21 protein-coding genes are annotated in these 21,464 nt (G+C 70.4%); 3 read left to right on the top strand and 18 right to left on the bottom strand.

The genetic code is table 11. The features are described 5' to 3' along the window. Window positions 1-386: 386 nt before the first annotated feature. From Q7F20_RS10080 to Q7F20_RS10065, 4 genes are all read right to left on the bottom strand, one after another. A complete protein-coding gene (locus Q7F20_RS10080) occupies window positions 387-1,940 on the bottom strand; it encodes a stealth conserved region 3 domain-containing protein (RefSeq protein ID WP_305739962.1) in 1,554 nt (517 codons plus the stop codon). Window positions 1,941-2,062: 122 nt separating this feature from the next. Beyond that, entirely contained in the window at window positions 2,063-2,518 is a 456-nt protein-coding gene (locus Q7F20_RS10075) for a DUF6804 family protein (RefSeq protein ID WP_305739961.1), read from the bottom strand. Further along, entirely contained in the window at window positions 2,518-3,102 is a 585-nt protein-coding gene (locus tag Q7F20_RS10070) for a GDSL-type esterase/lipase family protein (protein WP_305739960.1), read from the bottom strand. Before Q7F20_RS10070 ends, Q7F20_RS10075 begins: the two co-directional genes overlap by 1 nt. Further along, window positions 3,099-4,631 carry an SDR family oxidoreductase gene (locus tag Q7F20_RS10065; protein WP_305739959.1) on the bottom strand — a complete coding sequence of 511 codons (1,533 nt, stop codon included), beginning with the start codon at window positions 4,629-4,631 and terminating at the stop codon, window positions 3,099-3,101. The genes Q7F20_RS10070 and Q7F20_RS10065 overlap by 4 nt, the downstream gene beginning before the upstream one ends. A 42-nt stretch (window positions 4,632-4,673) precedes the next feature. On the opposite strand from Q7F20_RS10065, the gene deoC reads away from it, so the two are divergent. The 3 genes from deoC to Q7F20_RS10050 all read left to right on the top strand — a co-directional run bounded on the left by deoC (window position 4,674) and on the right by Q7F20_RS10050 (window position 7,193). Continuing rightward, entirely contained in the window at window positions 4,674-5,405 is a 732-nt protein-coding gene (gene deoC / locus Q7F20_RS10060) for a deoxyribose-phosphate aldolase (RefSeq protein WP_305739958.1), read from the top strand. A 129-nt stretch (window positions 5,406-5,534) separates the two neighbouring features. After that, window positions 5,535-6,482, top strand: coding sequence for an ROK family protein (locus tag Q7F20_RS10055; RefSeq protein ID WP_305739957.1), 948 nt, complete (start codon window positions 5,535-5,537; stop codon window positions 6,480-6,482). A gap of 156 nt (window positions 6,483-6,638) precedes the next feature. Beyond that, window positions 6,639-7,193, top strand: coding sequence for a type IV toxin-antitoxin system AbiEi family antitoxin (locus Q7F20_RS10050; protein WP_305739956.1), 555 nt, complete (start codon window positions 6,639-6,641; stop codon window positions 7,191-7,193). Here the strand turns inward: Q7F20_RS10050 and Q7F20_RS10045 are convergent. The 14 genes from Q7F20_RS10045 to Q7F20_RS09980 form a co-directional block, all read right to left on the bottom strand. Further along, the gene (locus Q7F20_RS10045) at window positions 7,180-9,540 is read right to left on the bottom strand and encodes a bifunctional (p)ppGpp synthetase/guanosine-3',5'-bis(diphosphate) 3'-pyrophosphohydrolase (RefSeq protein WP_305739955.1); all 2,361 of its coding nucleotides are present in this window, start codon (window positions 9,538-9,540) and stop codon (window positions 7,180-7,182) included. The genes Q7F20_RS10050 and Q7F20_RS10045 overlap by 14 nt on opposite strands. A gap of 57 nt (window positions 9,541-9,597) precedes the next feature. After that, window positions 9,598-9,945 carry a rhodanese-like domain-containing protein gene (locus tag Q7F20_RS10040; RefSeq protein ID WP_305739954.1) on the bottom strand — a complete coding sequence of 116 codons (348 nt, stop codon included), beginning with the start codon at window positions 9,943-9,945 and terminating at the stop codon, window positions 9,598-9,600. Further along, window positions 9,945-10,946, bottom strand: a complete 1,002-nt coding sequence (secF, locus tag Q7F20_RS10035; RefSeq protein ID WP_305739953.1) for a protein translocase subunit SecF — start codon at window positions 10,944-10,946, stop codon at window positions 9,945-9,947. Before secF ends, Q7F20_RS10040 begins: the two co-directional genes overlap by 1 nt. Continuing rightward, window positions 10,946-12,697 carry a protein translocase subunit SecD gene (gene secD / locus Q7F20_RS10030; RefSeq protein ID WP_305739952.1) on the bottom strand — a complete coding sequence of 584 codons (1,752 nt, stop codon included), beginning with the start codon at window positions 12,695-12,697 and terminating at the stop codon, window positions 10,946-10,948. The genes secF and secD overlap by 1 nt, the downstream gene beginning before the upstream one ends. 87 nt (window positions 12,698-12,784) lie before the next feature. After that, window positions 12,785-13,192: a preprotein translocase subunit YajC gene (yajC, locus tag Q7F20_RS10025; RefSeq protein ID WP_305739951.1), complete on the bottom strand. Its 408-nt coding sequence runs from the start codon at window positions 13,190-13,192 to the stop codon at window positions 12,785-12,787. A 95-nt stretch (window positions 13,193-13,287) separates the two neighbouring features. Beyond that, entirely contained in the window at window positions 13,288-14,325 is a 1,038-nt protein-coding gene (gene ruvB, locus Q7F20_RS10020) for a Holliday junction branch migration DNA helicase RuvB (protein ID WP_305739950.1), read from the bottom strand. Beyond that, complete coding sequence (ruvA, locus tag Q7F20_RS10015; RefSeq protein ID WP_305739949.1) at window positions 14,322-14,939, bottom strand: Holliday junction branch migration protein RuvA; 618 nt, start codon at window positions 14,937-14,939, stop codon at window positions 14,322-14,324. The genes ruvB and ruvA overlap by 4 nt, the downstream gene beginning before the upstream one ends. Beyond that, window positions 14,936-15,583, bottom strand: coding sequence for a crossover junction endodeoxyribonuclease RuvC (ruvC, locus tag Q7F20_RS10010; protein WP_305739968.1), 648 nt, complete (start codon window positions 15,581-15,583; stop codon window positions 14,936-14,938). The genes ruvA and ruvC overlap by 4 nt, the downstream gene beginning before the upstream one ends. Before the next feature lie 7 nt (window positions 15,584-15,590). Then, entirely contained in the window at window positions 15,591-16,355 is a 765-nt protein-coding gene (locus Q7F20_RS10005; RefSeq protein ID WP_305739948.1) for a YebC/PmpR family DNA-binding transcriptional regulator, read from the bottom strand. Window positions 16,356-16,455: 100 nt separating this feature from the next. Then, the gene (pdxT, locus tag Q7F20_RS10000; protein WP_370871655.1) at window positions 16,456-17,052 is read right to left on the bottom strand and encodes a pyridoxal 5'-phosphate synthase glutaminase subunit PdxT; all 597 of its coding nucleotides are present in this window, start codon (window positions 17,050-17,052) and stop codon (window positions 16,456-16,458) included. Next, complete coding sequence (gene pdxS, locus Q7F20_RS09995) at window positions 17,046-17,966, bottom strand: pyridoxal 5'-phosphate synthase lyase subunit PdxS (protein WP_305739946.1); 921 nt, start codon at window positions 17,964-17,966, stop codon at window positions 17,046-17,048. Before pdxS ends, pdxT begins: the two co-directional genes overlap by 7 nt. Window positions 17,967-17,978: 12 nt before the next feature. Then, window positions 17,979-18,668: an HIT domain-containing protein gene (locus Q7F20_RS09990; protein ID WP_305739945.1), complete on the bottom strand. Its 690-nt coding sequence runs from the start codon at window positions 18,666-18,668 to the stop codon at window positions 17,979-17,981. Continuing rightward, on the bottom strand, window positions 18,668-20,656 hold the full coding sequence (thrS, locus tag Q7F20_RS09985; RefSeq protein WP_370871654.1) for a threonine--tRNA ligase: 1,989 nt from the start codon (window positions 20,654-20,656) through the stop codon (window positions 18,668-18,670). The genes Q7F20_RS09990 and thrS overlap by 1 nt, the downstream gene beginning before the upstream one ends. A gap of 125 nt (window positions 20,657-20,781) precedes the next feature. Beyond that, the gene (locus Q7F20_RS09980; protein ID WP_305739944.1) at window positions 20,782-21,324 is read right to left on the bottom strand and encodes an adenine phosphoribosyltransferase; all 543 of its coding nucleotides are present in this window, start codon (window positions 21,322-21,324) and stop codon (window positions 20,782-20,784) included. Between the last annotated feature and the right edge of the window lie 140 nt (window positions 21,325-21,464).

Below are 21,464 nucleotides of genomic sequence, written 5' to 3'. Positions count from 1 at the left end.
GGTGTCCGTGCGGTCGGCGGTTTATTGCGTGAACAAGGTGCGACACCGTGGTCGTCGTGCGACAGCGGATTCGTCGCTGGTTGCACGCGCAATCAACATGCGCGCGCAACGGACGACATCGTCGCCGTCGTACGACAGCGGTCTCGTCGTTCGTTGCACGCGCAATAGTCGCGTGTGCAAGGTGCGACATCGCGGCCGTCGTACGACAGCGGGGTTGTCGGTGGTTGCACGCGCAACAGCTTGCCCGCGCAACAACTCGCGCGCGCAACGGGCGACACCTCCGATGTCGTACGACAACGGCCTCGTTGCTCGTTGCATACGCAAGAACTCCACGCCCGCGCCGCCCGCGCCGCCCGCGCCGAGCGAGCGCCCGTCCCGCCAGCCGGCTACGCGCTCGCGCGCTCCCACGGCGCCGGGAACGGGAAGTACTTCTCGAGGAAGTCCGTCACCCGCTGCGTCCGCTCCTCGTCGCTGACCTCGGGGAAGCTCCCGTCGTTCAGGCAGAAGAAGTCCGCGTTCCGCTTCTTGAGCAGGTCGCCGAGCGCCCGCAGGCCGGACTGCATCGTCGTGTCGATGTACCGGACCTCGGCGTTCTCCTGCACGATGGCCCGGCCGGTGAGCAGCGAGTAGTAGTGGTACAGCGAGTTCGTCACGGAGATGTTCTCCGCCGCACGGAAGCGCGATGCCGCGGTGGCCGCGAACTCGTCGGCGAACTCGTGCTCCATCTCGGTCATGATCGAGGCGCGGAGCGGCGTGGGCGCGTGCTCGAGGTGCCGGGTCGTCACGGCGCCGAACCGCTGCTGCAGGAGTCGGCGGTTCACCCGCGCGGAGTTCTCGAACCCGCTGCGTGCCGGGTTGTTCGATCCGAGGCCGATCCGCGTCGTCGCGAGGATGAACTTCGTCACCGATCCCGGGCTGAAGAACACCGAGGGGTCCACCGAGCGGCCGAAGAACATGTCGTCGTTCGAGTAGATGAAGTGCTCGCTGATGCCCGGGATGTGGTGCAGCTGCGACTCGACGGCCTGCGAGTTGTGCGTCGGCAGGACGGAGGGGTCGGCGAAGAACTCCTCGGAGCGGACGATCCGCACCTTGGGGTGGTCGGCGAGCCAGGCGGGCGCCGGGGAGTCCGTGGCGATGTAGATCTGGCGGATCCAGGGCGCGAAGGTGTGCACCGACCGGAGTGCGTACTTCAGCTCGTCGATCTGGCGGAAGCGGGCTGGCGCGTCGTCCCCCTCGCCCAGCACGGCGTTCGCCTGCGCGGCCTGCCGTGCTCGCTGGTACTCGATCGCGTTGCCGTCGACCCACGAGAACACGATGTCGATCGGGAACCGGATGTCGGACACGTGGTCGTCGAACATGTGCTCGACGGTGCGCCAGGTTCGCCCGTACCGCTCGATGTCGACGAGCACGAACTCGTCGATCGGCAGGCTGCGACGCATCAGGGCGTTCTCGACCGGCGCGAGGACCTCGGTGTCGGTGACCCGCCAGAACTCGAGCTGGACGCTCGTCTCCGCGCCGTAGCGCAGGCGCCCGAGAGGCTCGAGCCGCGGCCGGAACACCCGGAGCACGGGTTCGTCGACGGGGCCGAGACCGTCGTCGAGGACGAGGACCGCGGGCTTCCCCGGGGGCTTCGCGTAGAAGGGCTCGTTCGCGGCGGCGGCCATCACGGCGCTCTCCGCCCGCTGCCGGTCGCGCTCGTCGACCGCGATCACCGGCCGCTGGTCGTTGCCGCGGATGAGCAGGTGGTCGACGTCACCGGCGGTGAGGGCGTCGTCGAGGAACAGGAGGTCCTCGATCATCGACTGCTGCGGCGTCAGGTGCCCGTTGACGAGCGTCAGGCGTCCCTTCCGCACGACGACGTCGGGACGTTCGAGACCGCCGGAGGACGGTCGAGGGTTCAGCAGAGGACTCTCGGTCACCGGCTCGGTCTCGTTGCTCATCCACGCCCTTCGGATCGGTGCACGGGCCCTGGTGCCCGGCGACTCATCCTACCGTCCGAGCGGACCCCCGGTCAGCGCGGTGCGGGCGGCCAGGACCGGGGCCGGTCAGGACCGTGAGCCGGTCAGGGCCGGGAGGCGCTGGCCGCCTCCGTCTCGCGCGGCACCTTCACGACGATGCCGACGACGATGAACAGCGCGGCCGCGACGAGCTGGAGCGCCGCCCACACCTCACCCGGGATCGGGACGACCGCGAGCGGGTTCCAGCAGACGGCGACCGCGGCCATCAGGATGGCGGCCCACCAGGCCCGCCCCCGCGCGGCGAAGACGAGCACGATGAGGCTGAGCACCGTCACGCCCCAGCGCGCGAAGACGAAACCGGACGAGTCCACGATCGCGACGCAGGCGAGGAGCACGATCGCGGCGATCAGCGACGGCGCGAGCGCGGGTCGGGTGAACGGCGGCAGGTCACGGCCGCCCCTCCCCGAGCGCGCCGGGCTCGACGGAGCGGGTTCCGTCCCACTGCCGGACACGCCGCGCAACGACGACCCGGCCGGGGGTCGGCCCTTCCGTGCCGCCATCAGGCGGTGGCGCCGTCGAGGTCGATCGCCTGGATGGACCGGGACATCGGCGGGAGCTCGCGCACCCGTTCGAGGGCGGGGACGAGTTCGGCGACGTAGGCGCGGTAGCCGTCCTCGGTGAGGTGCAGGCCGTCCTCGGTGTACCGGTCGTCGAGGTGGTCCCCGTCGGCGAGGGCCGGCCACGCGTCGAGGTACTGCGCGTGGCAGGTAGCGACGAACTGGCGGAGGTGCCGGTTCGCCTCCTCGATCTTCGCCGTGTACTCCGCCTGGCGCGGCAGGATCGAGACGAGGAGCAGACGGACGCCCGGGAGCTCGCGGCGGAGCGTGACGAGCACGGACTCCACCCCGCGCACGACGTGCTCGACGCTCTTGCGGTGGTTGCCGAAGTCGTTCGTGCCGATGAGCAGGACGATGACCTCGGGCTGCTCGGCGACGACGGCGTCCAGGCGTGCGAGCACACCCTCGGTCGTGTCACCGCCGATCCCCTGGTTGACGGTCCGCTCGTCGGGGAGCCAGGCGTCCCACGACCCCTGTTCGGTGATGCTGTCGCCCAGGAACAGGACGCTCGTGCGTTCCTCGGTCATGCTGCCTCCTCGTGTGCGGGTTCCGGCTTCCCATTCTGCTGGGTCCAGTTCCGCCCCGTCGACTCGGTGTGCTCGGACTCCCGCTCGGCCGCCGCGGTGATGCGTTCGACCATGCCGGGGAAGATGACGCCGTGGAACGGCAGGATCGAGTACCAGTACAGGCGTCCGGCGAGTCCCTGCGGGAAGTAGATCGCCCGCTGGCGGTAGTCGCTGCCACCGTCGTCCGCCGGGGTCACCGTCATCTCCAGCCAGGCGCGACCCGGGGACTTGAACTCGGCGCGCAGGCGCAGGTACCGCCCGCGCTCGAGGCGCTCCACACGCCACCAGTCGAGCGCGTCGCCCTGCTCGAGCCGCTTCTGGTCGCGACGGCCCCGGTTGAGGCCGACTCCCCCGGCGATCTTGTCCATCCACCCGCGCGCGACCCAGGCCAACGGGAACGAGTACCACCCGTTCTCGCCGCCGATCGACTCGACGACCCGCCAGACGTCCTCGGCCGATGCCGCCGAGTGGCGCTTGCGGTCGTCGACGTGGACGGTGTGACCGGCCCAGTCCGGGTCGCTCGGCAGCGGGTCGGCCGGGGTGGCGGCGAGCGTCGCGTTCCGCCAGCTCGTCTCGACCTCGCCGGTGCGCATGCGGCTCAGCGCGAGCCGGACGGCGCGACGGTAGCCGGTGAGCCCGCCCTCGGGCCGCGGCACGACGTCGTCGATGTCGTGCTCGCGCTGGACGCACTCGAACTGCAGCGACTCGATGATCGGCTTGGCGAGCTTGCGCGGGATCGGCGTGACGAGGTTGAACCAGTGCGCCGCGAGCCCCGGGGTCAGGACCGGCAGCGGCGAGATGGGGCGCTGCGGGAGCTTCGCCTCGACCGCGTACCCGTTGAGCATCTGGCCGTACCGGAGGATGTCGGGGCCGCCGATGTCGAACGTCCGGTTGACCTCGGCAGGGATGTCGAGCGCCTTGACGAGGTAGTAGAGGACGTCCCGGACGGCGATCGGCTGGATGCGGTTCCGGACCCACCGTGGCGCCGGCATCCACGGCAGGACGTCGGTGACGTGGCGGATCATCTCGAACGAGGTGCTCCCCGACCCGATCACCACGCCGGCCTGGTACGCGATCGTCGGGACGCCGGAGTGCAGCAGGACGTCCCCGACCTCCTTCCGGCTCCGCAGGTGCTTCGAGAGCTCGCCGTCCGGGTGCAGTCCGCCGAGGTACACGAACCGCCGCACACCCGCGGCCGACGCCTCGCGGGCCATCGTCTCGGCGGCGTCCCGCTCGGCCCGCTCGAAGTCGCCGTCCGCACCCATCGCGTGCGCGAGGTAGTACACGGCCTCGATGTCGGTGACGGCCCGCCGCACCGCGTCGGCATCCTGCAGGTCCCCCGCGGCGATCTCGACGTCGTCGTGCCAGGGGACGTCCTGCAGCTTCCGGGGCGTGCGGACGAAGACGCGGACGGTGTGACCCGCTTCGAGGAGACGTGGGACGAGACGACCGCCGATGTAGCCGGTGGCCCCGGTGACGAGGACGTGCATGCGGGGCACGGTACGCGGCTCGGCTCCGGGTAGGCTTGCCGGGTGGACAATGCAGCGTTCTCCGTCACCGCCGATGCCGTCCGTGGTCTCATCGACCACGCGATCCTCAAGCCCGAACTCACGCGTTCGGACGTCGACGCCCAGCTCGACGAGGCCGCCGCGTACCGCGTCTTCAGCGTCTGCGTCCGCCCGAGCGACGTCGCCCACGCCGTCGAGCGCCTGACGGGCACCGGGGTCGGCGTCGGCACGGTCATCGGCTTCCCGCACGGCACCACCTCCACGGCCGCCAAGGTCGCCGAGTCGCTGCAGGCCCTCGCCGACGGTGCGTTCGAGCTCGACATGGTGCAGAACATCGGCGCCGCGAAGTCCGGCGACTGGGAGCGGGTCGAGGCCGACGTCCGCGCCGTGGTCGACGCCGCGGGCAGCACCGTCGTCAAGGTCATCCTCGAGACCTCCTTCCTCACCGACGACGAGATCGTCGCGGCCTCGCGTGCCGCACGGTCCGCCGGTGCCGCCTTCGTGAAGACCTCCACCGGGTTCGCCGGCGGCGGTGCAACGGCCGAACACATCGCCCTCATGCGCGCGACGGTCGGCAGGGACACCGGCGTGAAGGCCTCCGGCGGCGTGCGCGGGCTCGACACGCTCCTCGAGATGGTCGAGGCCGGAGCGGACCGCATCGGCACGAGCGCCTCGGCACGCATCCTGGACGAAGTGGCGCACCGCACCGAGACCGGTACCGCGTCGGCGCTCGGCGACGACACCACGTCCTACTGACGGTCCGGGGGCGTGAGTCCCCGTTCCTCCCCGCACCACCCGACCCACCAGCAGGGGCCGGCGCCCACCGGACGCGACGACGCGTGCGGGACCGGCACCGCGCCTCCCGACCGCCGCATCGGAGCGCGCATGTCCACCACCCCGTCCACGTCCCTCGCCCTCGCCGTCGACCTCGGCGGCACCAAGGTCGAGGCGGCCCTCGTCACCGACGCCGGCGTCGTCCTGCCCGCCACCCGGTTCCGCAGCCCGACCGGTCCGGGCCGGACGTCCGACGAGCTGCAGGCCGCGGTCGACGAGGTCGTGACGGCCGCCCTCGCGGCGCTGCCGACGGACGCGACGCTCGTCGGCGTCGGCATCGGTTCCGCCGGGCCGGTCGACGAGGAGCACGGGCTCGTCTCGCCGCTGAACATGCCGGTCTGGCGCGGGTACCCGCTCCGGGACCGCGTCGCAGCGCACGTCCCCGCCGGCATCCCGGTGACGCTCCGCATGGACGGCCTCGCGATCACCCTCGCCGAGCACTGGGTCGGCGCGGCGCAGGGCTCCGACCACGTGATGGGCATGATCGTCTCGACCGGCGTCGGCGGCGGCCTCATCCTGCACGGCCGGACGGTGAGCGGCCCGACGGGCAACGCCGGGCACATCGGACACGTCGAGTGCGGTGGCTTCGACGACCGCTGCGCGTGCGGCGGCACCGGCTGCCTCGAGGCTATCGCGAGCGGTCCGAAGACCGTCGCCTGGGCGCAGCGACAGGGGTTCACCGGCAGCACCGGCGAGGAGCTCTCGGCGGCGTACGCAGCCGGTGACGAGATCGCGGTTGCTGCCGTCAAGCGCAGCGGACGCGCGCTCGGACAGGCCATCGCGGCGGCCACGAGCCTCGTCGACCTCGAGGTCGTCGCCATCGGCGGCGGCTTCTCGCACGTCACGCCCGACCTCTTCGAGTACGCCCGTCAGGCGGTGGCGGAGCGCGTCGAGTTCGGCTTCGTGACCAAGGTGCGGATCGTCCCGACGGGGCTGTCCCAGGACGGCCCGCTCATCGGCGCCGCGGCGCTCGTGCACCGAGCCGACGTGCTCCGCTGACGACGTCGGCCCTGGTCGTGCCGTGTTGACGGACGGGAGGCGCGGTGCGGGCCCGACCCTCGCCTCCCGTCCCACGGACGGTCACCTGTCGGGCGCGCAGCCGCAGCTCTCCACAGGGCGCGTCGACGCGGCATGCGCGTCGGGCAGGATGTCCGGGTGTCCCGAACCCGGCTGCTGACGAGCGACGACTGGCCGGAGGCCGAGCTGCGCGCGGCGGTCCTCGCCGGCGAACTGGTGCCGGTCGGCGCGTGCTGGGCCTCCCCGGCGGAACCGCAGACCCCGTCGCTCCGGGCCGCGGCCGCGGCGTGGGCGCTCCGCGACGCGCGCCTCATCGCCTGCACCCGGACGGCCGCCTGGGTCTGGGGTGCCGTCTCCCGGGCACCCGAGCCGGTCGACGCGTGCGTTCCGCTCGGGGTCCGCGTCCACGCGGACGGCGCGGTCCGTGTCCGGGAGCTGGTCATCGCGGACGAGGACGTCGTCGCGCTCGAGGGCCTCCGGGTCACCACACCCCTGCGGACGGCCGTCGACCTGCTGCGCAGCCCCGGGGACCGGCCGGGCGGCTTCGATCCGCTGGACGCCGCTGCGGTGGCCGGTCTCCTGGCGATCGAAGCGACCTCGGTGAACGAGGTCGCCGGCTGGCTCGCGACGCTCGGGACGATCCCGATGGCCCGGCAGGCCGAGCGGCGGTTGCGGGCGGTCAGCCCGCGCTGACGCGGTACACGTCGTAGACGGCGTCGATCCGTCGCACGGCGTTGAGCACCCGGTCGAGGTGGGTCGTGTCGCCCATCTCGAACACGAACCGGCTCAGGGCGAGCCGGTCGGACGAGGTCGAGACGGTCGCGGACAGGATGTTGACGTGGTGGTCCGTCAGCACACGGGTCACGTCGCTGAGCAGACCCGACCGATCGAGCGCCTCGATCTGGATCTGCACGAGGAACACCGACTTCGAGGACGGTGCCCACTCGACCTCGATCATCCGGTCGGGCTCGTTCATGAGCGACTTGACGTTCGTGCACGACGCCTGGTGCACCGACACGCCCTGCCCGCGGGTGATGAACCCGACGATCTGGTCGCCCGGCACCGGTGTGCAGCACTTCGCGAGCTTGACGAGGATGTCCGGGGCGCCGCGCACGAGGACCCCGCTGTCGCTGTTGCGCAGCTGTCGGCTCGTGACCTGGCGGGGGAAGCTGAGCTCCGGCTCTTCCGTCTCGGTCTCGGTCTGGACGTTCCCGAGGACCTTCTCGATCACCGACTGCGTGGACACGTGGCCCTCGCCGACCGCCGCGTACAGCGCGGAGATGTCGTCGTAGCGCATCGACGACGCGACCTCGGCGATGGAGTCCTGGCTCATGATGCGCTGGAGTGGCAGGTTCTGCTTCCGCATCGCCCGGGCGATCGCGTCGCGACCCTGCTCGATCGCCTCTTCGCGGCGTTCCTTCGTGAACCACTGCTTGATCTTGTTCCGTGCCCGGGGGCTGCGGACGAAGGTCAGCCAGTCCTGGCTGGGGCCCGAGTCGGGGTTCTTCGACGTGAAGATCTCGACGACGTCGCCGCTCGACAGCTGGCTCTCGAGCGGGACGAGGCGCCCGTTGACCTTGGCGCCCATCGTGCGGTGCCCGATCTCGGTGTGCACGGCGTACGCGAAGTCCACCGGCGTCGCACCGGACGGCAGCCCGATGACCTTGCCCTGCGGCGTGAAGACGTAGGTCTCCTTCGCACCGATCTCGTACCGCAGCGAGTCGAGGAACTCCCCGGGGTCGCTCGTCTCGGCCTGCCAGTCGGTGATGTGCGCCAGCCACGCCATGTCCTGGTCGGTCGCCGACGAGGAGTCGACGTCACGCCCGGCCGCACGCTGCTTGTACTTCCAGTGCGCGGCGACACCGAACTCGGCCCGCTGGTGCATCTCGTGCGTGCGGATCTGGATCTCCACCGCACGGCCCTGCGGCCCCAGCACGGTGGTGTGCAGCGACTGGTACAGGTTGAACTTCGGCGTGGCGATGTAGTCCTTGAATCGACCCGGGAGCGGCGTCCACCGGGCGTGCACGGAACCGAGCATCGCGTAGCAGTCGCGGACGGTCGGCACGAGCACGCGGATGCCGACCAGGTCGTAGATCTCGTCGAACTCGCGCCCGCGGACGATCATCTTCTGGTAGATCGAGTAGTACTGCTTCGGCCGACCCATGACCTCGCCACGGACCTTCGCCGCCTTGAGGTCCTTCTTGAGCGTGCCGATGACGTTCTGCACGAACTGCTCGCGCTTCGGCTGACGCTCCTTCACCAGGCTGTCGATCTCGACGTACAGCTTCGGGTGGAGGACCGCGAACGACAGGTCCTCGAGCTCGAGCTTGATCATCTGGATGCCGAGCCGGTGCGCGAGCGGCGCGTAGATCTCGAGGGTCTCCTTCGCCTTGCGCGTGGCGGAGGTCGACTCGACGAAGCCCCACGTCCGGGCGTTGTGCAACCGGTCGGCGAGCTTGATCACGAGGACGCGGATGTCCTTCGACATCGCGATGACCATCTTGCGGACGGTCTCGGCCTGCGCGCTGTCGCCGTACTTGACCTTGTCGAGCTTCGTGACGCCGTCGACGAGCATGGCGATCTCGTCGCCGAAGTCCTCGCGCAGCTGGTCGAGCTGGTAGTCCGTGTCCTCGACGGTGTCGTGGAGCAGTGCCGCGGCGATGGTGATCGGACCGATCCCGAGGTCGGCGAGGATCTGCGCCACCGCGACCGGGTGCGTGATGTACGGCTCACCGGACTTGCGCTTCTGCCCGTCGTGCGCACGTTCGGCGACGGAGTAGGCGCGCTCGATGAGCGTCACGTCCGCTTTCGGGTGGTGCGACCGGACGGTGCGGATCAGGGTGTCGACCGCACCGGCGGGCTGGGCGCGCGAGAACAGCCGGGGCAGCAGCGACCGGAGCGACCCGAGGTTGCCGGTCGTGTTCGGTCCGAGCGGACTGGTCGGTCGCGGTGCGGAGCCGGGGCGGCTCGCCGAGCCGGTGTCCTGTCCGGCGCGGGGCACAGAGGCGTCCTGCGGCGTGGACTCACGCGTGTCCGTCATGCTGCGCCTTCCGGGAGGTCCGTCCGAGCTCGATCCGACAAGACTACGCGTGTCCGGTCAGTGCTCGTGACGCGGTTCGCCCTGGGCGTCGCGCACCACCGGGGCGCCGGACTGCTCCCACGCGACCATGCCGCCGACGAGGTTCACCGCCGGGACCCCGGACTGCTCGAGCGCCGCCACGACCCGGGCGGAGCGCCCGCCGGAGTGGCAGACGATGATCGCGGGCTCGTCGCCACCGTCGATCTCCTTCCACCGGGCCACCCGCTCGGACATCGGGACGAGGGTGGCCTCGGGAGCGTGGACCTCGTCCCACTCCCCCTGCTCGCGGACGTCGAACAGGCGTGCACCGGCAGCGATCCGCCGCCGGGCCTCGGCGACGTCGAGGTCCACGATCTCGGCCGGCATCAGACGCCTGCCGTCGCGTCGACCTCGCGCTGCCGCTTGGCGGCGGCCGCCTGCTTCTTGGCGTCGGCCTGCTTGATCTTCGGCTCGTTCTCACGCAGGTGGGCGTACATCGGCGACGCGATGAAGATCGTCGAGTACGTGCCGACGATGATGCCGATGAACAGGGCGAGCGAGATGTCACGGAGCGTTCCGGCGCCGAGGACGTACGACCCGATGAAGAGGATCGCCGCCACCGGCAGGAGCGCCACCACGGACGTGTTGATCGAGCGCACGAGCGTCTGGTTCACCGCGAGGTTCACCGACTGGACGAAGGTCCGGTGCGACTCCTGCGACGTGTTCTCGCGCACCTTGTCGAAGACCACGACCGTGTCGTACAGCGAGTACCCGAGGATCGTCAGGAAGCCGATCACCGCCGCCGGGGTGACCTCGAGCCCGACGATGCCGTACACGCCCGCCGTGATGAGGAGGTCGTGGAGGAGCGCCACCATGGCGGACACCGACATCTTCCAGGTGCGGAAGTACAGCGCCATGAAGACCGCCGCGAGGGCGAGGAAGATCACGAGGCCGCGGATCGCCTGGTTGAGCACGTCGGCGCCCCAGGTCGCGCCGATGAAGGTCGCGGCGACCTGGCTGTCCGGGACGTCGTAGGCCTTCGCCAGGGCGTCCTGCACCTCGGAGGTCTCACGGTCGGTGAGCTGCCCGGTCTGCACGCGGATGCCGTGCGTGCCGAGCTGCGAGACGCGTGGGACGCCGTCGGGCACGATCGACTCGACGGTGTCGGTCGCGATGTTCTGGTCGAGGTTCTTGACGTCGGAGAGCGTGAACTCGGAGCCGCCGGTGAACTCGATGCCGAGCTGGTACCCGCCGCGCAACCACGGGACCGCGAGCGAGACCACGACCGCGATGATCGCGATGACGTACCAGGTCTTGCGTCGGCCGACGATGTCGTACGAGCGCTTCCCCGTGTAGAGGTCGCTACCGAACTGGCTGAAGCTGGCCATCAGTCGTCCTTCCCGTCCGGCGTCGTGCCGTTGTCGCCGGAGGCCTGCGCGGCCTTCCGCTCTGCGATCGTCTGTCGACGCTGCGCCTCGCCGGCGCTGCGCTGCCGCTTGCCGTCGACCACCGGGGCGCGGAACTGCGCGCGGCCGCGGTAGACGGCGCCGAGGGCCGAGGGGTCGAGCCCGCTGAAGCGGTGCCCCTCGCCGAAGAACCGGCTGCGGGCGATGAGCTGCATCATCGGGTGGGTGAACATCACGACCACGACGACGTCGATCAGAGTGGTGAGGAGCAGCGTGAACGCGAAGCCCTTCACGTCGCTGACCGCGAGGATGTAGAGCACCACGGCGGCGAGGAAGTTGATCGAGTCGGACGCCAGGATCGTGCGCAGGGCGCGCTTCCAGCCGGACTCGACGGCGCTCTCGAGGCCTCGGCCGTCGCGGAGCTCGTCACGGATGCGCTCGAAGTACACGATGAACGAGTCCGCCGTGATGCCGATCGCGACGATCAGACCCGCCACACCTGCCAACGACAGGCGGTAGTCCACACGCCACGACATGATCGCGATCACGAGGTACGTGAGGGCCGCGGCGACACCGAGTGAGAGGACCGTGACGAACGCGAGCGCCCGGTACTGGATGACCGAGTAGATGATCACCAGGATCAGACCGATCAGACCCGCGACGAGACCGCCGACGAGCTGGGCGGTGCCGAGCGTCGCGGAGATGTTCTCGTTCGACTGGACCTGGAAGTTGATCGGCAGCGCGCCGTACTTCAGCTGGTCGGCGAGCGTCTTCGCGGAGTCGGCGGTGAACGAACCGGTGATCTGCGCCTTGCCGTTGGTGATCGCCGCGTTCGACGCCGGTGCCGTGATGACGGTGCCGTCGAGGACGATCGCGAACTGGTTCTGCGGCGCCTGCAGCTTGACGAGTCGGCTCGTGACCTCGCGGAAGTCGTCAGCGCTCTTGCCCGAGAACGTCAGGTTGACCGCCCACTGACCGGTGGACGTGCCCTGCGAGTCGGTCGCGAGGCCGGAGGTGGCGTTGCTGATGCCCGAACCGGAGACCTCGACCGGGCCGAGGATGTACTTGGCCGTGCCGTCCTGGTCACACGTCACGAGCGGCTCGTCGTCCGGCGCTGCCGTCACGTCGCCGGGGGCCTTGCAGTTGTAGTTCGTGTACAGGTCCTGCAGCGCCGGAGTGACCTGCGAGAGGTCACTGCCGTTCGTCGGCTTCGTGCTCGGGGTGGCCTGCAGCGAGGCCGGCGGCGTGTAGGGCGTCGGCGAGGCGGACGACCCGTCGCTGCCGCCGACGGCGCTGTCCGTCGCGGCCTCGGTGTAGAGGACCGGGCGGAACGTCAGCTTCGCGGCGGCCTCGATGCGGTCGATCGTCGCCTTGTCCGGCTTGCCCGGGATGGAGACGACGATGTTGTTCGTCCCCTGGGTGTTGATCTGGGATTCCGAGACACCGGTCGCGTTGATGCGCTGACGGATGATGTTGACGGCCTGGTTGAGCTGCTGGCTCGTCACCGAGCCACCCTCGGTGTTCTGGGCCGCGAGCGTCAGCTGCGTGCCACCCTGGAGGTCGAGGGCGAGTTCCGGGACCCAGCTGGCCCCTTCGAACCACTTGCCGCTGTCGTCCTTGGTGTTCCCGGCGAGGACCGACGCGGCGGTGTTCAACCCCGCGAGGACCGCCATGAGGATCACCAACCAGGTCAGCGAGCGGATCGCCTTCTTGACGGGTGTCGATCGTGCCACCGGTCGTCTCGTCTTTCTGTCAGGACCGACGGTGGTTGACCGACGGCCGGTGTCGCCGCCGGGTCGGTGGACCCGGCGGCCGAGGAGTCAGTCTTCGGTCTTGCGCTTCGCGGCGTCGGCGTCGGCCTCGGTCGGCTCGACACGCTCGCCGTAGATCGGCTCCCCGTTGAGCTCGGCGACGGGCTTCGGCGCGGCCGGCTCGTCTTCCGGCGTGGCGGTGGTGGTGATGTCCGACGCGGAGTCGTCCACGACTCGCGACAGGGTCTGACGGTGCACGGTGACGACCGTCCCGGGAGCGATCTCGACGTCGGCCGTGACCTTCTCGTCGTCGACCGACAGGAGCGTGCCGTACAGACCGAAGGACAGCATGACCTTCGCGCCCGGCACCATCTTGGTGGCGAGCTCGGACTGCTGCTTCTTGCGCTTCCGGCTGTTGTAGAACATGAAGGCCGCGAACGCCACGACGATGACGATGAGGATGACTTCTTGACCCATGATGCGTTGCCTTCTCTGGTTGCTCGGTTTCGGGCCGTAGCAGTCTAGGGCACACGTCTGTGCGTGGCATGTCACCGAGACCGCGGGCCTGAGGTTCAGTCGGTGTCGTCGTCGAACAGCCCGGGTTGTGCCAGTCCGGCCTGTCCGGGTGTCATGTCGAAGTGCCGCCAGGCCTGCGGTGTGGCGATCCGCCCGCGCGGGCTGCGGGTGACCAGTCCGACCCGGACGAGGAAGGGCTCGACGACCGACTCGATGGTCTCGGACTCCTCGCCGACGGACACCGCGAGGGTGTTCAGGCCCACGGGACCGCCGTCGAACCGCGTCAGCATCGTCTCGACGACGGCACGGTCGAGGCGGTCGAGTCCGAGCTCGTCGACGTCGTAGAGGTCGAGGGCGCCCTGCACGGCCGCCATGCCGTCGGAGGTGCGGTGCACGAGGGCGTAGTCACGGACCCGTCGCAGCAGGCGGTTGGCGATGCGGGGTGTGCCCCGGGAACGTCCGGCGATCTCGCGCAGGGCCGACCGGTCGATGTCGAGTTCGAGCAGGTGTGCCGCACGGATGAGGACCTGCTCGAGCTCGTCCTTCTCGTAGAACTCGAGGTGGGCGGTGAAGCCGAAGCGGTCCCGGAGCGGGTTCGGCAGCAGCCCCGCGCGGGTGGTCGCACCGACGAGCGTGAACGGCGCGAGGTCGAGCGGGATGCTCGTGGCACCGGCACCCTTGCCGACCATCACGTCGATGCGGAAGTCCTCCATCGCGAGGTACAGCATCTCCTCCGCCGAGCGGGCCATGCGGTGGATCTCGTCGATGAAGAGGACCTCGCCCGGGACGAGCGACGACAGCACCGCGGCCAGGTCACCGGCGTGCTGGATGGCCGGGCCGCTCGACATCCGCAGGGGACGACCGGACTCGTGCGCGACGATCATCGCGAGGGTCGTCTTGCCCAGTCCGGGCGGGCCGGCCATCAGGATGTGGTCGGGCGTCCGTTCCTGCAGTGCGGCCGCCTTGAGGAGCAGGTCGAGCTGCCCGCGGACCTTCCGCTGGCCGACGAACTCGTCGAGGGACTTCGGCCGGAGGGCCCCTTCGAACGCGAGTTCCTCTTGTGACTCGGCGCCCGCGGCGGTGATCCCGCTCACCGGCCGGCACCGGCGGGACGGAGCGCACCCAGTGCGGCACGGAGCAACGCCTGGGTGCCCATCGAGGCGACGCCCGGCTCCGTGGCGATGGTCTCGTCGACCGCGCGCTGGGCGGCGTCCTCGCGCCAGCCGAGCCCGACGAGGGCTGCGACGACGTCGTTCGCAGCCGGGTGCGCTGCTCCGACGGTGGCTGTGGTGACGGGGGCCTGCTCGAACGCGGCGAGCTTGCCCGACAGCGCGACGATGATGAGCTTGGCGGTCTTCGGGCCGATCCCGGAGACCTTGCGGAAGGCGCCGTCGTCGTCGTTGGCGACGGCGTTCGCGACCTGGGCCGGGTCGAGGTGGGCGAGCACGCCCATCGCCGACTTCGGTCCGACGCCGGACACGCTGCGCAGCAGGTCGAACACCTGGAGCGCGTCGGTGGACTCGAAGCCGAACAGCAGGTGTTCGTCCTCGCGCACGATCATGGCCGTCCGGACGAAGACCTCGGAACCGTGGCGCATCGTGAGAGCGTGCGCCGGGGTCACCGTGACCGCGTAGCCCACTCCCCCGACCTCGATCACGACGGCGGAGCCGGCGATGTCGATGCAGGTGCCCCGGAGACTCGCGATCATGCCCCGAGCCTACGGCCGGCCACCGACGATGCCGACGAGCCACGCGGCGCACGACCGGCGGCCGCGGCCGCGGCCCGTACGAGGGGTGAGTCCACCGTGCCGCCCTGTGCGTCGCGCCAGGCACGCTGTGCCGGGGTGAGGTTCGTGACACGCGTGCCGACCGCGTCCGGCGATCCGAGCCTCCAGGCGTGGCACACCGCCAGCGCGAGCGCGTCCGCCGCGTCGGCGGGCTTGGGGGCCTCGTCGAGGCCGAGTACCCGCGCGATCATCGTCTGCACCTGGCGCTTGTCGGCGTTGCCGTACCCGGTGACGGCGGCCTTGACCTCGGACGGCGTGTGCAGCCCCACCGGCAGCCCCCGGGCCGCCGCGGCGTGCAGAGCGAGACCGGCGGCCTGTGCCGTGCCCATGACCGTCCGGACGTTGGCCTGCGCGAACACGCGTTCGACCGCGACGGCGTCGGGACGGTGCTCGTCGATCTCGGCGGCGATGCCGTCGGCGATCCGGAGCAGGCGCTGCTCGAGCGCCATGTCCGCCGGTGTCCGCACGACCGTCACGTGGACGAGCCGGGCGCGGCGGTTCGGTGCGACCTCGACGATGCCGACGCCGCACCGCGTGAGCCCGGGGTCGACCCCGAGCACGCGCAGCATCGGACTAGTCCTCGTCCTCGTCGAGCTCGGCCTGGACGTCCGCGGGGATGTCGAAGTTCGAGTAGACGTTCTGCACGTCGTCGCTGTCCTCGAGCGCGTCGATCAGGCGGAACACCTTGCGCGCGGTGTCGGCGTCGACCGGCACCTTGAGGCCGGGGACGAACTCGGCGTCGGCAGAGTCGTAGTCGATCCCGGCGTCCTGCAGCGCGGTGCGGGCCGCGACGAGGTCGGTGGCCTCGGTGATGACCTCGAAGCCGCCGCCCTGGTCGATGACGTCCTCGACGCCGGCGTCCAGCACCGCCGTCATGACCGTGTCCTCGTCGAGGCCGTCGGTCTTCGTGACCGAGATGACGCCCTTGCGCGAGAAGTTGTAGGCGACGCTGCCCGGGTCGGCCATGGTGCCGCCGTTGCGCGACATCGCGGTGCGGACCTCTGCCGCGGCACGGTTCTTGTTGTCCGTGAGGCACTCGATGAGCATCGCGACGCCGTTCGGGCCGTAGCCCTCGTACATGATGGTGGTGTACTCGATCGACTCACCGGTCAGACCGGCACCGCGCTTGATGGCGCGGTCGATGTTGTCGTTGGGGACCGAGGTCTTCTTGGCCTTCTGCACGGCGTCGACGAGGGTCGGGTTGCCGGAGAGGTCGGCGCCGCCCATCTTGGCCGCGACCTCGATGTTCTTGATCAGCTTCGCGAACGACTTGGCACGGCGCTGGTCGATGACGGCCTTCTTGTGCTTGGTCGTTGCCCACTTGGAATGCCCGGACACGGTGCTCCTTGCGTCTTGCGGAAAATCCTGGTCAGTCTACCGACCCGCCGGGTGGGGCGTGTCCCCGGCGCGCTGGTTCGGCGAGGAGTGCGCGGCCCGGTCAGGCGCTGTGGACGAGGTCGAGGAAGCGGCGGTGGAAGCGGTCCTCGCCGGCGACCTCGGGGTGGAACGCACTCGCGATGACGTTCCTCTGCTGGACCGCCACGACCTGCCCGTCGGCCAGGGCGCCGAGCACCTCGACGTCCGGGCCGTGCTGCTCCACCACGGGCGCCCGGATGAACACCGCGTGCACCGGGGCGTCGCCGAGCGCCGGCATCGGGATGTCGGTCTCGAAGGAGTCGTTCTGGCTGCCGAACGCGTTCCGACGCACCGTGGTGTCGAGCACGTCGAGCGTCCGTTGCCCCGGGATGCCGGCGGCGATGCGGGAGGACAGCATGATCATGCCCGCACAGGTGCCGTACGTCGGCAGGCCGTCGCGGATGGCATCGGACAGGGGGTCCGCCACCCCGAATGCGCGTGACAGCTTGTCCATCACGCTCGACTCACCGCCGGGGATCACGACGCCGTCGAGCGCATCGATCTCCTCCGGACGACGGAGCGGCACCACGTCCGCACCGAGTTCCGTCAGCGACGCGATGTGCTCACGGAAGTCGCCCTGCAGCGCGAGGACCCCGATGCGGGGCCGGGCACTCACCAGCCGCGCTCGGCGAGGCGGTGCGGTGCCGGGACGTCGGCGACGTTGATGCCGACCATCGCCTCGCCCAGACCGCGCGAGACCTCGGCGATGACCTTGGGGTCGTCGTGGAAGGTCACGGCCTTGACGATCGCGGCGGCGCGCTTCGCCGGGTCGCCCGACTTGAAGATGCCGGAGCCGACGAACACGCCGTCAGCGCCGAGCTGCATCATCATCGCGGCGTCGGCCGGGGTGGCGACACCACCGGCGGTGAACAGCACCACGGGGAGCTTGCCGGTCTGCGCGACCTCCTTCACGACGTCGAAGGGTGCCTGGAGCTCCTTCGCGGCGACGTAGAGCTCGTCCTCCTTCAGGTACCGGAGGGCAGCGATCTCCTTGTTGATCGTGCGGATGTGCTTGGTGGCCTCGGACACGTCACCGGTGCCGGCCTCGCCCTTGGAGCGGATCATCGCCGCGCCCTCGGTGATGCGACGGAGCGCCTCGCCCAGGTTGGTGGCACCGCAGACGAAGGGGGTGGTGAAGTTCCACTTGTCGATGTGGTTGACGTAGTCGGCCGGCGAGAGCACCTCGGACTCGTCGATGTAGTCGACGCCGAGCTCCTGCAGCACCTGTGCCTCGACGAAGTGCCCGATGCGCGCCTTCGCCATGACGGGGATCGACACGCTCGCGATGATCTCCTCGATCATCGACGGGTCGGACATGCGGGCGACACCACCCTGCGCACGGATGTCCGCCGGGACGCGCTCGAGGGCCATGACGGCGGTCGCGCCGGCCTCTTCCGCGATGCGGGCCTGCTCGGCGTCGACGACGTCCATGATCACGCCGCCCTTGAGCATCTCGGCGAGGCCGCGCTTGACGCGGTCCGAGCCGGTGATCGAGGTGCCGGGGGTGCTCGGGATGCTGCTGCTGTCGCTCATGATGCCGACAGTCTAGTGGCCCGACGGCCACCCGTCGGCGACGAGACGGCGGGTGTCCCCGAGCAGCTGGGACATCGACTTCGTCCGGGCGATGATCGGGAAGAAGTTCGAGTCCGACTGCCATCGCGGCACGATGTGCTGGTGCAGATGACCGGCCACGCCGGCCCCCGCGACCTCGCCCTGGTTCATGCCGATGTTGAAGCCGTCGCAGTGCGAGACGTCGCGCAACACCCGCATCGCGGTCTGGGTGAGCTCACCCATCTCGCGGAGTTCGTCGGGGGTCGCCTCGTCGTAGAGCGGCACGTGCCGGTACGGGCAGACGAGCAGGTGCCCGTTGTTGTACGGGAAGAGGTTGAGCAGCACGTAGGCGTGCTCGCCGCGGGCGACGATGAGGGCGTCCTCGTCGGACTTGTGCGGCGCCTCGCAGAACGGGCAGTCGTCGTCGTGGCCGCGGCCGCGCCCCTCGCGCCCCGCGTCGATGTAGGCCATCCGGTGTGGGTTCCAGAGCCGTTGGAACGCGTCCGGCACGGCAGCGCCGGTGGCGGCGTCCCGGATGACGAGCGGGTCGTCCGGGACCGACTCGTCCCGGACCGCCCCGTCCGACGTGCGCGTCGCGTCGGACGCGCGGGGCGCCCCGGAGCCGACCACGTCGTCGACGTGACCGGTCCCGGGGACCTGCTCCGTGCCTCCTGGACAGGCCATCAGACCTGCGCGCGCTCGCGGATCGCGGTGAGGATGCGCTCGACCGCCTCGTTCACCGGTACGCCGTTGTCCTGCCGGCCGTCGCGGAAGCGGAACGAGACCGCACCGGCGTCGCGGTCGTCGCCGCCGGCGATGAGCTGGAACGGGACCTTCTGCTTCGTGTGCGTGCGGATCTTCTTCTGCATCCGGTCGTCCGAGTGGTCGACCTCGGCACGGACGCCGTGCGAGCGCAGCTTCGCGACGACCTCGTCGAGGTAGTCGCCGTACTCGGCCGCGACCGGGATCGCGACGACCTGCACCGGCGCGAGCCAGGCCGGGAACGCGCCGGCGTAGTGCTCGGTGAGGACACCGAAGAACCGCTCGATCGAGCCGAAGAGCGCGCGGTGGATCATGACGGGGCGCTGGCGCGTGCCGTCAGCCGCCGCGTACTCGAGGCCGAAGCGCTCCGGCAGGTTGAAGTCGAGCTGCACGGTCGACATCTGCCAGGTGCGGCCGATGGCGTCGCGTGCCTGCACCGAGATCTTCGGGCCGTAGAAGGCGGCACCGGCCGGGTCGGGCACGAGCTCGAGCCCGGTCTCCTCCGCGACCTCGCGCAGGGTGTCCGTCGCCACGTCCCACACCTCGTCGTCGCCGACGTACTTCTCGGGGTCCTTCGTGGAGAGCTCGAGGTAGAAGTCGTCGAGGCCGTAGTCGCGGAGCAGCGACAGCACGAACTGGAGGGTCGTGGTGAGCTCCTCCTTCATCTTCTCCTGCGTGGTGAAGATGTGGGCGTCGTCCTGCGTCAGGCCGCGCACCCGGGTGAGGCCGTGGATGACGCCGGACTTCTCGTTGCGGTAGACCGTGCCGAACTCGAACATCCGCAGGGGCAGGTCGCGGTACGAGCGCGCCTGCGAGCGGTACGCCAGGATGTGCATCGGGCAGTTCATCGGCTTGAGGTAGTAGTCGGCGCCCTGGCGGGTGATGTTGCCGTCCTCGTCGCGCGCCTCGTCCATGTGCATGGGCGGGAACATGCCGTCCCGGTACCAGCCGAGGTGCCCGGACTGCTCGAACAGGTCGCCCTTGGTGATGTGGGGCGTGTAGACGAACGAGTAGCCCTCCTGCTCGTGCCGACGGCGCGAGTAGTCCTCCATCTCGCGGCGGATGATGCCGCCCTTGGGGTGGAAGATCGCCAGCCCGGAACCGATCTCGTCGGGGAACGAGAACAGGTCGAGTTCAGCGCCGAGCTTGCGGTGGTCGCGCTTGGCCGCCTCTTCGAGACGCACGAGGTAGGCCTTCAGCTGGTCCTTGTCCGGCCACGCGGTGCCGTAGACGCGCTGCAGCTGCGGGTTCTTCTCCGAGCCGCGCCAGTACGCCGCGGCGACGCGCATGAGCTTCGACGCGTTGCCGATCCAGCGGGTGTGCGGCACGTGCGGGCCACGGCAGAGGTCCTGCCAGACGACCTCGCCCGACTTCGGGTCGACGTTCTCGTAGACCGTCAGCTCGCCGGCACCGACCTCGACGCTCTCGCCCGAGTCGCCGGACTCCGCAGCGCCCTTGAGGCCGATGAGCTCCTGCTTGTAGGGCTCTCCAGCCATGCGCTCGCGGGCTTCCTCGTCCGTCACGACGACGCGACGGAAACGCTGGGCCTGCCGGATGATCCGGTCCATGCCCTTCTCGATCGCCTTGAGGTCCTCGGGCGTGAAGGGCTCGGCGACGTCGAAGTCGTAGTAGTAGCCGTCGGTGACGGGCGGCCCGATGCCGAGCTTGGCGTCGGGGTTGATCTGCTGGACGGCCTGCGCGAGCACGTGCGCGGCGGAGTGGCGCAGGATGTCGAGGCCGTCCTGCTCGTCGAGCGTCACCGGTTCGACGACGTCACCGGCGTCCACCGACGCGTCGAGGTCCTTGAGGACACCCGCCACCCGGATCGCCACGACGCCGCGGACGCCGTCGAACAGCTCGGTGCCCGTCGTGGTCGTCGTCGCGGTGCGGGGCTCGGGTGCCTGGGGCACGGCTGCGGGCTCGGCGTTCTCCGGCGACGCGCCTTCCGGCGCTGCGGCGACTGACTCGGTCACGATGATGGGACTCCTCGGTTGGATGGTGGATCAAGACTAGTGCGCGGGGCGCGAACGGAGGCTCACGCGGGGACGGCCCCGAGGGTCTGCACGGGCAGGCGCGGTTCGAGCCGCTCGCGCCCCGCCAGGCCGTCGAGTTCGAGCAGTGCCGCGAAGCCGATCGCCTCGTAGCCGGCACGCTCGAGCAGGGTGACGGTGGCGGCCGCGGTGCCCCCGGTCGCGAGGACGTCGTCGACCACGAGCACCCGCGTCCCCGCGGGCAGCTGCCCGGGGCGGAGTTCGAGCTCGGCCTCGCCGTACTCGAGCGCGTACTGCTCGCTGAGGACCTCGCCCGGGAGCTTCCCCGCCTTGCGCACGGTGAGCACGCCGACCTGGTGCTGCGCCGCGATGCCGCCGGCCAGTGCGAAGCCGCGGGCCTCGATGCCGGCGACGGCGGCGAAGCCCTCGCCGACGGCGAAGGGCGCTGCGAGTGCCTCGCACACGCGGCCGAACGCGACCGCGTCCGAGAACACCGGCGTGACGTCGCGGAACAGGATCCCCGGTGACGGGAAGTCCGGGACGATGGCGGTGAGGCGTTCGACGAGTGCAGCTGCGGTTTCGGTCACCCGACAACGGTACGGGAGGCGCGGCGTGCGCCCGACCCGCACCGCACGGCGCGACGTGGTGCGCGGGCGCGGTGCGGGCGCGGAGCGCGGTGGGCGCCGCAGTGTGCGAGGTTCCGCGCTCGGTGCGGGGCCGGTGGCCG

The sequence above is a fragment of the Curtobacterium sp. A7_M15 genome (assembly GCF_030705415.1).
In the GTDB taxonomy this organism is placed as follows: Bacteria; Actinomycetota; Actinomycetes; order Actinomycetales; family Microbacteriaceae; genus Curtobacterium.
This window is presented reverse-complemented; position numbering and strand designations above follow the sequence as displayed.